The organism is Pseudomonas sp. GL-B-12 (assembly GCF_019955895.1).
Lineage (GTDB): Bacteria > Pseudomonadota > Gammaproteobacteria > Pseudomonadales > Pseudomonadaceae > Aquipseudomonas.
The window spans coordinates 36,481-48,262 of sequence record NZ_JAHBCX010000027.1 but is presented as its reverse complement, the minus strand read 5'-3'; the positions used below and the strand labels follow the sequence as shown (position 1 = coordinate 48,262).

The 11,782-nt window shown below is 61.1% G+C and carries 13 protein-coding genes; 6 read left to right on the top strand and 7 right to left on the bottom strand.

Features of this window, described 5'->3' with window-relative positions; translation table 11 throughout:
- Positions 1-6 precede the first annotated feature (6 nt).
- The 6 genes from flgJ to KGA85_RS16145 all read right to left on the bottom strand — a co-directional run bounded on the left by flgJ (position 7) and on the right by KGA85_RS16145 (position 6,638).
- Positions 7-1,293, bottom strand: a complete 1,287-nt coding sequence (flgJ, locus tag KGA85_RS16170) for a flagellar assembly peptidoglycan hydrolase FlgJ (RefSeq protein ID WP_223533306.1) — start codon at positions 1,291-1,293, stop codon at positions 7-9.
- 11 nt (positions 1,294-1,304) lie between these two features.
- The gene (locus tag KGA85_RS16165) at positions 1,305-2,414 is read right to left on the bottom strand and encodes a flagellar basal body P-ring protein FlgI (RefSeq protein ID WP_095963833.1); all 1,110 of its coding nucleotides are present in this window, start codon (positions 2,412-2,414) and stop codon (positions 1,305-1,307) included.
- Positions 2,415-2,432: 18 nt separating this feature from the next.
- Complete coding sequence (gene flgH / locus KGA85_RS16160; protein WP_223456432.1) at positions 2,433-3,128, bottom strand: flagellar basal body L-ring protein FlgH; 696 nt, start codon at positions 3,126-3,128, stop codon at positions 2,433-2,435.
- Between the two features lie 52 nt (positions 3,129-3,180).
- Positions 3,181-3,966: a flagellar basal-body rod protein FlgG gene (gene flgG / locus KGA85_RS16155; RefSeq protein ID WP_015096282.1), complete on the bottom strand. Its 786-nt coding sequence runs from the start codon at positions 3,964-3,966 to the stop codon at positions 3,181-3,183.
- A gap of 45 nt (positions 3,967-4,011) precedes the next feature.
- Positions 4,012-4,752 carry a flagellar basal body rod protein FlgF gene (locus tag KGA85_RS16150; protein WP_223456431.1) on the bottom strand — a complete coding sequence of 247 codons (741 nt, stop codon included), beginning with the start codon at positions 4,750-4,752 and terminating at the stop codon, positions 4,012-4,014.
- A gap of 326 nt (positions 4,753-5,078) precedes the next feature.
- A complete protein-coding gene (locus KGA85_RS16145) occupies positions 5,079-6,638 on the bottom strand; it encodes a sigma-54-dependent transcriptional regulator (protein ID WP_223456430.1) in 1,560 nt (519 codons plus the stop codon).
- A gap of 279 nt (positions 6,639-6,917) precedes the next feature.
- On the opposite strand from KGA85_RS16145, the gene phhA reads away from it, so the two are divergent.
- From phhA to KGA85_RS16120, 6 genes are all read left to right on the top strand, one after another.
- Complete coding sequence (gene phhA / locus KGA85_RS16140) at positions 6,918-7,709, top strand: phenylalanine 4-monooxygenase (RefSeq protein WP_223456429.1); 792 nt, start codon at positions 6,918-6,920, stop codon at positions 7,707-7,709.
- A gap of 104 nt (positions 7,710-7,813) precedes the next feature.
- Positions 7,814-8,170 (top strand): 4a-hydroxytetrahydrobiopterin dehydratase, encoded by a 357-nt coding sequence (locus tag KGA85_RS16135; protein ID WP_046037728.1) that lies wholly within the window; start codon positions 7,814-7,816, stop codon positions 8,168-8,170.
- Positions 8,170-9,363, top strand: a complete 1,194-nt coding sequence (locus KGA85_RS16130; RefSeq protein WP_223456428.1) for an amino acid aminotransferase — start codon at positions 8,170-8,172, stop codon at positions 9,361-9,363. Before KGA85_RS16135 ends, KGA85_RS16130 begins: the two co-directional genes overlap by 1 nt.
- A 274-nt stretch (positions 9,364-9,637) precedes the next feature.
- On the top strand, positions 9,638-9,769 hold the full coding sequence (locus KGA85_RS31155) for a hypothetical protein (RefSeq protein WP_256590294.1): 132 nt from the start codon (positions 9,638-9,640) through the stop codon (positions 9,767-9,769).
- Positions 9,770-9,841: 72 nt separating this feature from the next.
- The gene (locus tag KGA85_RS16125) at positions 9,842-10,027 is read left to right on the top strand and encodes a hypothetical protein (RefSeq protein ID WP_223456427.1); all 186 of its coding nucleotides are present in this window, start codon (positions 9,842-9,844) and stop codon (positions 10,025-10,027) included.
- 99 nt (positions 10,028-10,126) lie between these two features.
- Positions 10,127-11,326, top strand: a complete 1,200-nt coding sequence (locus tag KGA85_RS16120; protein WP_223456426.1) for an MFS transporter — start codon at positions 10,127-10,129, stop codon at positions 11,324-11,326.
- Here KGA85_RS16120 and arfB read toward each other — a convergent pair.
- A complete protein-coding gene (arfB, locus tag KGA85_RS16115; RefSeq protein WP_008021374.1) occupies positions 11,323-11,736 on the bottom strand; it encodes an alternative ribosome rescue aminoacyl-tRNA hydrolase ArfB in 414 nt (137 codons plus the stop codon). The two genes, KGA85_RS16120 and arfB, sit on opposite strands and share 4 nt — an antisense overlap.
- Positions 11,737-11,782: the final 46 nt, after the last annotated feature.

The window sequence follows — 11,782 nt, the reverse complement described above, 5'->3', positions numbered from 1 at the left end:
TTGTGCCTATAAAGGCGTGGTGGAAACGCCCGCCGCCGCGTAGTTCTGGTAACTCGTCATCTGCCTGGCTATCTGCGAAATCTTGCTTGCGTAGTCCGGGTCGGTTGCGTAACCGGCTCTCTGCAACTCGCGTACAAACTGTTCTGGGTTATCGGCAGACTTCACGACATCTTGATAGCGATTGTTGGTCTGCAGCAAAGTCACAAGGTCATGGAAACTGTCCTTGTAGGAATCGTAGGAGCGGAACTCGGCCGTCTCCTTGACCATCTGCCCGTTGCGGAATTCGCTGGTGATCGCCCGCGCCGAATTGCCCTGCCAACTATTGCCGGCCTTGATGCCGAACAGGTTGTGGCTGCTGCTGCCGTCCTGAGCACGCATGACCGACTTGCCCCAGCCGGTTTCGAGGGCCGCCTGGGCCACCAGGTAACGTGGATCGACACCAATGCGAGCCGCCGCTTCCTTGGCCATCGGCAACATGGTGTTGACGAAATCGTCGGCGGAACTGAAGGCTTTCTTCGCCGGCGCAAGAGGAATCTGCGCCATGGCGCGACCGTAAATCTGCATGCCGGCACCGGAGGACTGCTGGGCGTTCGCCAGCCAGTCGCCGTTGTACAACGGACCGGTACCGCTGGTGGTCGTGCGCTGCGGCAATTGGGTTGCGTTGGCTGTTGCAGCGGCGGTCGTCGCCGAAGGTACCAGCCCCGCCAGCAAACGGTCGGCCAGTTTCGGCGGCAGCGCCAAGCGCCGCTGATTGATCAGCGCCATGTCATTGCGATGACCACCCTCACCCGCCTCTTGTGACGTATGGACTGAACGCGAAGCCCACAACGGACGCTGGCCATTGACCCGCGACAGCGGCCCGTTGATTGCGACCGTGCCTGCCGCCACCGGCGTTTGCACGGCGGCCTTGGCAGCCTCTTGCTTGGCCAGCGACGCAGCGGCGGCCTCGCCCGGCGCCATCGGTTTGTTCTTCGACATCTGGCGCATCAGCACGTCCGCCAGACCAATACCGCCACCCTCGCGGGACATGGAAACCGCCAGTTGCTGGTCGTACATTTCCTGGTACTGCTTGGCCGCCGGGGTGTTCATCGGATTGTCCTGCCCCAGCGCTTCGGTGGCCGAGCGCATGGACTTGAGCATCTCACCGAGGAACAGCGATTCGAACTCCTGCGCCACCTTGCGCATGTTGCCGTCGCTGTTCTTGTCGCCGACCTTGAGCTGATTCAGACGATTGAGGTCCGAATAGGAGCCCGAATCGCTGCTGCTGACCAGACCACTCTTGCGCATATCCACGATGGCCGTCCTCAGATCACGATCAGATCGGCTTGCAGGGCGCCGGCCTGCTTCAGCGCTTCGAGGATGGCCATCAAGTCACCCGGTGCCGCGCCGACCTGGTTCACCGCTCGTACGATCTCGTCGAGGGTGGTGCCTGGGCCGAACTTGAACATCGGCTTGGCTTCCTGCTGGGCGTTGACCTTCGAACGTGGTACCACCGCCGTGGTGCCATTGGACAGAGGGCCGGGCTGACTGACGATCGGATCTTCGGTGATGGTCACGGTGAGGCTGCCGTGGGTCACGGCGGCCGGAGAAACCTTGACGTTCTGGCCGATCACGATGGTGCCGGTACGGGAGTTGATGATGACTTTCGCCACCGCCTGGCCCGGATCGATCTCAAGGTTTTCCAGGATCGACAGATAGTCGACGCGCTGGCTCGGATCGAGCGGCGCGGTGACGCGAATCGAACCGCCGTCGATGGCCTGGGCCACGCCAGGGCCGAGCATGTTGTTGATCTTGTCGACGATGCGTTTGGCGGTGGTGAAGTCGGAACGGTTGAGGTTCAGCGTCAGGCTGTTGCCCTGGTTGAAACCGCTCGGCACCGCGCGTTCCACCGACGCACCACCCGGGATGCGACCGGCCGACGGAACGTTGACGGTGATCTTCGAGCCGTCTCGCCCTTCCGCATCGAAACCGCCTACCACCAGGTTACCCTGGGCCACCGCATAGACGTTGCCGTCGATACCCTTGAGTGGCGTCAGCAGCAAGGTGCCGCCGCGCAAACTCTTGGAGTTACCGATGGACGAAACGGTGATGTCGACCTGCTGACCCGGCTTGGCGAATGCCGGCAAATCGGCACTGATCGACACTGCCGCGACGTTCTTCAACTGCACGTTGCCCGAGCCCGGCGGCACCTTGATGCCGAACTGCGAGAGCATGTTGTTGAAGGTCTGCAGGGTGAACGGGGTTTGCGTCGTCTGGTCGCCGGTGCCGTTAAGCCCGACCACCAGGCCGTAACCGATCAATTGGTTGGAACGCACGCCGGAAATACTCGCGATGTCCTTCAGGCGCTCGGCCTGCGCGTTGAACGCGGCGGACAGCATCAAGGCGGCCACCATCAGATGTTTAAAGTTCAACATGCTCAACTGGAAAGCCACCTAGAAAGGGAACAACGGGCTGAGGAAGAAACGGTCGAACCAGCCTGGCTGACTCGCATCGGCAAACGAACCGGTGCCCGAATAGGTGATGCGCGCATCGGCGACACGGGTCGACGACACGGTGTTGTCGGTAGAGATGTCATCGGCGCGAACAAGGCCGGCAATCCGCACCAGCTCATCGCCGGTGTTGAGGGTCATCCACTTCTCGCCGCGTACCGCGATGATGCCGTTGGGCAACACATCGGCGACGGTGACCGTGATCGAACCGGTCAGGGTGTTGCCCTGCGCCGCCTTGCTGTCACCCTTGGTCGCGCGGTCACCTTCGTAGCTGGCACTCAGGCTCAGGTCGCCATCGCCGAACGGGTTGTTGGTGGTGGCGCTGCTGCCGAACAGCGAAGTCAGGCCGATGTTGGCCTTGCTGTTCTTGCCAATTTGCGAGTTGGCGTTTTTGCTGGCCTGGGTCCTTTCGTTCAGGGTGATGGTGATGATGTCACCGATCCGGAACGCCTTGCGGTCGCCGTAGAGGTTCTGCTCGAAGCCGGCCTGATAGATCGAACCGTTGTTCGCCGCCGCCGGCAACGGCGTGCGCGGCAACACCGGCGCGTAGTAAGGGTCATTGGGCTTGGGCGTCGCAGGCACGCAACCTGCGAGCGCGGTGATCCCACTCAGTGCCAGTACAGATACATAGCGATTCATGACCCTACCTCACGGTGTAGCAGGCAGCCTCATGGCCGCCCCATAGACTTGATTACAGATTCTGCGTTACGAACGAGAGCATCTGGTCGGCGGTGGAGATCACCTTGGAGTTCATCTCGTAGGCGCGCTGGGTGGTGATCATGTTGACCATCTCCTCAACGGTGCTGACGTTGGACGTTTCCAGGGTGTTCTGCAGCGTGGTGCCGAAACCGTTCAGACCCGGAGTGCCGACTTGCGGCGCGCCACTGGCGGCGGTTTCCAGGAACAGGTTGTTGCCCACTGCCTGCAGGCCGGCCGGGTTGATGAAGTCGGCGGTTTGCAGGTTGCCGATCACCTGGGCAGCCGGGTTGCCGGCAATGGTGATGGACACGGTGCCGTCGCGGCCGACCGTGAAGGTCTGCGCGTCGTTCGGAATGACAATCGCCGGCTCCAGGGCAAAGCCGCTGGCGTTGACGATCTGGCCGTTGGAGTCCAGGTGGAACGTACCGTCACGGGTGTAGGACGTGGTGCCGTCCGGTTGCAGGATCTGAAAGAAACCGCGACCGTCGATGGCCATGTCCAGTGGCTGCTCGGTGGTTTGCAGGCTGCCGGCGGTGAAGTTTTTCTGGGTGCCGACGATGCGCACACCGGTACCCAGTTGCAGACCCGACGGCAGTTCGCTGTCCTGGGTCGACTGGGCGCCTGGCTGGCGCTTGATCTGGTAGAGCAGGTCCTGGAACTCGGCGCGGTCACGCTTGAAACCCGTGGTCGACACGTTGGCCAGGTTGTTGGAAATGGTGGTCAGGTTGGTGTCCTGGGCGGACAGACCTGTCTTGGCAACCCATAGAGCCGGAAGCATTCGATTCTCCTCGTGCGCCTGTTTTACGGCGCGACGTTCTGGTAATTAGCTAATCTGCAAGACCCGAGCCATGGCCTGGTCATCGTCTTTGGCGGTGTTCATCATCTTGATGTGCAGCTCGAACTGCTTGGACAAAGCCAGAACCGAGGTCATCTCTTCCACGGCATTGACGTTGCTCGACTCGAGGAACCCGGACACCAGCTTGACGCCGGCATCGGCCTGCGCCGGCTGGCCGTCCTTGGTGTGGATCGAACCATCCAGGCCTTTGGTCATGTTCTTGAGGTCTGGGTTGACCAGCTTGATGCGGTCGACTTCAGCCATCACCCGGGGACCTTCGCCCATCGCGCGGATGCTGATGGTGCCGTCCTCGCCAACTTCGATCTGCTGCTCCGGCGGCACGGCAATCGGCCCGCCATTGCCCATGACCGGCATGCCGTTGCCGGCGCGCAGCACGCCCAGGGCGTCAACGTTCAGGCTGCCGGTGCGCACGTAGCTTTCACCGCCATCGGGCGTCTGTACGGCAATCCAGCCGTTGCCTTGCACGGCAACGTCGAGGTCGCGACCGGTTTCCACCAGTGAGCCCGGGGAAAAATCGGTGGCCGGGCGTTCGGACATGGCAAACGCTCGCGCCGGAAAGCTGTCACCGAACACCGGCATCGAACGGGCCTGCTCCAGGTCTTTCTGGAAGCCGTTGGTGGAGATGTTCGCGAGGTTGTTGGCATGCGCCTTTTGCGCCAGTGCATTCTGGCTGGCGCCGGTCATTGCCACATAAAGGTACTTGTCCACACTCTTTCCTCTGCCTGCCGGACGTTTGCCGCCCACTGCTGTACTGCTGAGCCATAAGCAATTTGCAGACCAACTTGTTTTTGGCGGCGCGAGGCCCGGCAAACAGGGGACTTGGGGGATTCAGGGGGGATTGGTGATTTGTATCAGAGACGAAAAACCGGCGGTGTCATGCCGGTGGGTGGCAAGTGCCGGCCTCTTGAGTGACTGATCTATCGCCTTCGCGAGCAAGTCGGATCGCCGCACCGCCGCTCCCACAGGGGAACGCATTCCAAATGTGGGAGCGGGCTTGCTCGCGAAGAGGCCGGCACATACGTCGCAAATTTCAGTCAAGACTCCGTCTTGCCAACCTCATATTCACGCAACTTGTTGGCAATGGTGGTATGCGAAACCCCGAGCCGCTTGCCCAGTTGCCGACTGCTCGGATGCTCGGAATACAGCCGCTCCAGCACCGCCTTCTCGAAACGCCCGACGATCTCGTCCAGCCCACCCTCCAGCGAAAAATCGCCAAGGGGCTGACGCACGCCATAATCCGGCAGGCGAATATGCTCAGCCTTGACCGTGCCGCCGTCGCACAGGGAAACCGCCTGGAACAGCACGTTCTCCAGTTGCCGGACGTTGCCCGGCCAACGGTAGTGGCTGAGCCGCTCCATGGCTGTCGGGGCCAGTTTCGGCAACGGGCAACCAATCTGCCGGCTGGCCTGATCGAGGAAGTGCTCCACCAGCGGCGTCAAGCCGTCGAGGCATTCGCGCAACGGCGGGATGTGCAGCGACAACACGTTCAAGCGGTGATAGAGGTCCTGGCGGAACTCGCCGCGAGCGCACAATTCGGACAGGTCGACCTGGGTCGCGCAGATCACTCGCACGTCGAGGTAGACCTCTTCATCACTGCCCACACGGCGGAAGCAGCCGTCCTGCAAAAAGCGCAGCAATTTCACCTGCAAGCGCGGGCTCATTTCCCCGACGCCATCGAGAAACAGTGTGCCGCCCGCCGTCAGCTCCAACAGCCCGAGCTTGCCTTCGGCTCGCGCCCCTTCAAAGGCACCCGGGCCGTAACCGAACAATTCCGTTTCGGCCATGGACTCCGGCAGACCGGCGCAGTTGAGCGCCATCAACGGCGACTGCCCACGAGGACTGGCCAAATGGCAGGCCCGCGCCAGCAACTCTTTGCCGGTGCCGGTCTCCCCTTCGATCAACAGCGGCGCATCCAGTGGCGCCATGCGCCGCGCTTCGCGCACTACGGCGGCCATGACTTTCGAGCTTTGGAAGATGCTGTCGAAGCCACGCAATTCCTGCTTGCGCACGTTGTAGATGCGCTCGCCCACCCGATCGGCGCGGTGCAATGTCAGCACCGCACCGGCCATGGCTTCGCTGTCGTCATGCTCCGATTGCAGTGGCGCGATGTCGGCCAGGAACACGTCACCCTTGACCTTGACCCGCAGCCCGTTGATCCGCGACTTGTTGGCGCGCACCAGTTCCGGCAAATCGAAATCCTCGGCGTAGCGCGACAGGGGAATCCCCGGCACCTCGTCGACCCGCACCCCGAGCAACTGCGCCGCTGCCCGGTTGGCCGCGACGATGGAACCGCCCATGTCGATCGACAGCACCGGAAATTCCAGCGCACCGAGCAGTGCATTGAGCTCCATGTGCCGACGCTCGCTGGGCATCAGCCCTACACGCTTGACGCCAAAGACCCCGGCAATCGCTTCGAATTTCGGACGCAAGGCCTGGAACTGAATGTTGATCAGGTTCGGGCAATGCAGGTAGATGGCATTGCCATGCTCACCACCCACTTCACCGCGGGCCACGTTGATCCCGTACTCCACCAACAGATTGAGAATGTCGCGCAGGATGCCGATGCGGTTCTGGCAGTGGACTTTGATACGCATATGAATGGCCTGAAAAAACGGTGAGTAAGGTGCGCAGGGATAATTTCTGCTGAGGCGCTCAGATAGTCGTCAAGATTATGTGACAGGCAAAGCGTTTTTCAAACCGGGAAATCTCAATAGCTGCGCGATCGCGATCAATTCGTAACGAAATCTTTACGAAATTTACGGTTTTTTCCTACGCGTGTCGCTGCCCACCTGCTGCAACAGTGCAATCCTTGGGGTATTTCTAGGTCCATAGCAGTACATAACAAGAACGAAATCCCCTAGCAGGAGAGCAGCATGAAGCAGACGCAATACGTGGCTCGCGAGCCCGATGCGCAAGGTTTTATCGACTACCCCGCCGAAGAACACGCGGTGTGGAACACGCTGATCACTCGTCAACTGAAGGTGATCGAAGGGCGTGCGTGCCAGGAGTACCTGGACGGTATCGAAAAACTCGGTCTGCCCCACGACCGCATTCCTCAACTCGGCGAAATCAACAAGGTCCTCGGTGCAACCACCGGCTGGCAGGTTGCCCGGGTTCCCGCACTGATTCCCTTCCAGACCTTTTTCGAATTGCTGGCCAGCAAGCAGTTTCCGGTGGCGACCTTCATTCGTACCCGCGAAGAACTGGACTACCTGCAAGAGCCGGACATTTTCCACGAGATCTTCGGTCACTGCCCACTGCTGACCAACCCGTGGTTCGCCGAATTCACCCACACCTACGGCAAGCTCGGCCTCAAGGCGACCAAGGAAGAACGCGTGTACCTGGCGCGCCTGTACTGGATGACCATCGAATTCGGCCTGGTCGACACCCCGCAAGGCCAACGCATCTACGGCGGCGGCATTCTGTCTTCTCCGAAAGAGACCGTGTATTGCCTGTCGGACGAGCCTGAGCATCAGGCGTTCGATCCGCTGGAATGCATGCGCACGCCCTACCGCATCGACATCTTGCAGCCACTGTACTTCGCGTTGCCAAATCTCAAGCGTCTGTTCGACCTCGCTCACGAAGACATCATGGGCATGGTCAAGCAAGCGATGCAGATGGGTCTGCACGCACCGAAATTTCCGCCAAAACCAAAAGCCGCGTGATCCGCCGCTTTTAGAATCAAGTGAGCCTGTCAGAATCCATCGCTTTGGATTAGCGTGGTAGCACTGAGGGCCGATTTCCCAACATTCGATTTCAGGAACACATCATGACCGCATTAACTCAAGCCCATTGCGAAGCCTGCCGCGCTGACGCCCCACAAGTCAGCGACGAAGAACTGCCGATCCTGATCAAGCAGATCCCGGACTGGAACATCGAAGTACGTGACAGCATCATGCAGCTGGAAAAGGTCTTCCTGTTCAAGAACTTCAAGCACGCCCTGGCGTTCACCAACGCCGTCGGTGAAATCTCCGAGGCCGAAGGCCACCACCCGGGCCTGCTGACCGAGTGGGGCAAAGTCACCGTGACCTGGTGGAGCCACTCGATCAAGGGCCTGCACCGCAACGACTTCATCATGGCCGCGCGCACTGACGAAGTGGCGAAGGACGCTGAGGGGCGCAAGTAATGCATTTCGACGCCATCGGTCGAGTACCTGGCGACCCGATCCTCGGCCTGATGGAGGCCTACGCGCAGGACCCGAACCCGCGCAAGTTCGATTTGGGCGTGGGTGTCTACAAAGACGCCCAGGGCCTGACGCCGATTCTCCAGTCGGTGAAACTTGCCGAGCAACGCCTGGTGGATCGCCAGTCCACCAAGACCTACATCGGTGGTCATGGCGAGCCGGCGTTCGGCAAAGCGATCAATGAGTTGGTGCTGGGCGCCGACTCGAAGCTGATCAGCGCACAACGCGCCGGCGCCACCCAGACTCCGGGCGGCACCGGGGCGTTGCGCCTGAGCGCGGACTTTATCGCCCAGTGCCTGCCGGGGCGCGGCGTATGGTTGAGCAACCCGACCTGGCCGATCCACGAAACGATTTTTGCGACAGCCAAGGTCAAGGTCAGCCACTACCCGTACGTGGGCAGTGACAACCGGCTCGACGTCGACGGCATGCTGGCGGCACTCAATGAAGCGCCCAAGGGTGACGTGGTGTTGCTGCACGCCTGCTGCCACAACCCGACCGGTTTCGACCTGTCCCAGGATGACTGGCAGAGGGTGCTGGAGGTAGTACGCAAGCGCGAACTGCTGCCACTGATCGACTTCGCGTATCAAGGATTCGGCGATGGCCTGGAACAGGATGCCTGGTCGACCCGGCTGTTCGCCGCCGAGTTGCCGGAACTGCTGATCACCAGTTCCTGCTCGAAGAACTTTGGCCTGTACCGCGATCGCACCGGCGCGCTGATTGTCTGCGCGAAAACCGCCGACAAGCTCACCGACATCCGCAGCCAGCTGGCCAACATCGCCCGCAATCTGTGGTCGACGCCACCGGATCACGGGGCGGCCGTGGTCGCGACCATCCTCGGCGACCCGGAGCTGAAAAACCTCTGGGCCGACGAAGTGGAAGCCATGCGCCAGCGTATCGCCCAACTGCGCAGCGGTCTGGTGGAAGCGCTGGAGCCTCACGGTTTGCGCGAGCGCTTTGCGCACATTGGCGTGCAACGCGGGATGTTCTCCTACACCGGCTTGACGCCTGCGCAAGTGAAGAACCTGCGGGACAACCACAGCGTGTATATGGTCAGCTCGGGCCGGGCCAACGTCGCAGGCATTGATGCCACGCGTCTGGATCTGCTGGCCGAGGCGATTGCCAGCGCCTGCAAGTAACCATCAGGCACTGCAAGCCCCCTGTGGGAGCGAGCCTGCTCGCGATAGCGGTCTATCAGTCAACATCACCGTTGAATGACACTCCGTTATCGCGAGCAGGCTCGCTCCCACATTTGTTTTGTGTCGCTCCTCCAGTCATGTCTAGACAATCCCACCCGTCGAAACAAATGGATATAAAAGTCCGTTTGTCATTTTCAGTGCTGTATCCTTTCCAGGCTTTTTTTAAAGCGCGGATCTACCAGATCTGTCAACAGACTTAGCGAGGAGCGCAACCATGCACGAGATTCCTAATCTCCCCTTCCCAAGCCTGCACGAACCTGAGCAGACGACCACGCAGCAAGCCGGAGCCCAACAGCCCGAGCCGAAAGAAGCCACTGGCAGCCGCCAGGCTGACAGCGAAGACTGAAACACCCGCCGTACAGACCGTGTGGAAAGCGCTAACATGCGCTTTCCACACTGCCTGAAAGAGCCTTTACCCATGACCGATGAATTCAGCGAAGCGCAGGCCAGCGTCCTGATCGGCACCGCCGAGAAAATGATCGAGATCTGGAATCGCCTCTCCCCCGAAAAACAAGCCGCCTTGCTCGCCCGCTTCGGCACCCAGGAAAATGCGCTGGCCGCCCTGGTCACCACGCAACTGGTCGCTCCCGCCAAACCTGAATGACGCCGCCCGGCAAATAGTTTTACTTTTTCACAACCTACGACCGTCCACACCGCTATCATAAGCAGCCTATCTATCCCGCTTTACCGTGGACCTTTACCCATGCCTGAAAACCAGCGCCCCCTGGCGGTCACGCTGCAAGTTGTTTCCATCGTCCTTTTCACCTTCATCGGCTACCTGAACATCGGCATCCCCCTGGCCGTATTGCCCGGTTACGTCCACAGCGACCTGGGCTTCGGCGCGGTGATCGCAGGCCTGGTGATCAGCGTGCAATACCTGGCCACTCTGCTCAGCCGCCCCTATGCCGGGAAAATCATCGACAACAAGGGCAGCAAGCTGGCTGTGATGTATGGCCTGGCCGGTTGCGGCTTGAGCGGTGTGTTCATGCTGATCTCGGCCTGGACCCAAAGCCTGCCGACCTTGAGCCTGATCAGCCTGTTGATCGGCCGGCTGGTGCTCGGCAGCGCGGAAAGCCTGGTGGGCTCGGGCTCGATTGGCTGGGGCATCGGCCGGGTCGGCGCGGCGAACACGGCCAAAGTCATCTCGTGGAACGGTATCGCCAGCTACGGCGCGTTGGCGGTCGGCGCGCCCTTGGGCGTGTTGCTCGTCCATCAACTGGGCTTGTGGAGCATGGGGGTGAGTATTGTGTTGCTGGCGATCCTCGGCTTGCTGCTGGCCTGGCCGAAAACCGCCGCGCCGATCGTTGCCGGTGAGCGTCTGCCGTTCATGCATGTACTCGGGCGGGTGTTCCCCCACGGCTGTGGCCTGGCCCTGGGCTCCATCGGCTTCGGCACCATCGCCACCTTCATCACTCTGTACTACGCCACGCGACACTGGGACAACGCCGTGCTGTGCCTGAGCCTGTTCGGTGCCAGTTTCATCGGCGCGCGTTTGCTGTTCGGCAACCTGATCAACCGCCTCGGCGGCTTTCGTGTCGCCATTGCCTGCCTGTCGGTGGAAACCCTGGGATTGCTGTTGCTGTGGCTGGCACCGGATGCCCATTGGGCTCTGGCGGGTGCGGCGCTGAGCGGCTTCGGCTTTTCGCTGGTGTTTCCGGCACTGGGGGTTGAGGCGGTCAACCTGGTGCCGGCGTCCAGCCGTGGCGCAGCCGTCGGCGCCTATTCGTTGTTCATCGACTTGTCGCTGGGGATCACCGGGCCGCTGGCCGGGGCGATTGCGGCCGGGTTCGGTTTCGCTTCGATCTTCCTGTTTGCTGCCTTCGCTGCCTTGAGCGGATTGATGCTGAGCCTTTACCTGTACCGGCAGGCACCAAAGCAACGCGAAGCGCGGGACACTCCTTAGAAATCGACCTTGCCGCGCCCGGCCTTGATGTTGCCGCGCTTGGATTTGGACTCGAGGCGACGGGTCTTCGAGCCGAGGGTCGGCTTGGTCGGACGGCGCTTCTTCTCGACCTTGGTGGCACTGAGGATCAACTCGGTCAGCCGCAACAGCGCATCGGCACGGTTCTGCTCCTGGGTCCGGTACTGCTGGGCCTTGATGATCAACACACCGTCGCTGGTGATGCGGCTGTCGCGCAGTGCCAGCAGCCGCTCCTTGTAGAACTCGGGCAAGGACGACGCCGGAATGTCGAAGCGCAGGTGCACGGCACTGGAGACCTTGTTGACGTTCTGCCCACCGGCGCCCTGGGCGCGAATGGCCGTCAACTCGATCTCGGCATCCGGCAGATGCACGTTGTTGGAAATGACCAGCATGGAAAAGCGTCCGTATTCGAGGGTGTTCAGGATACCGCGAATGACG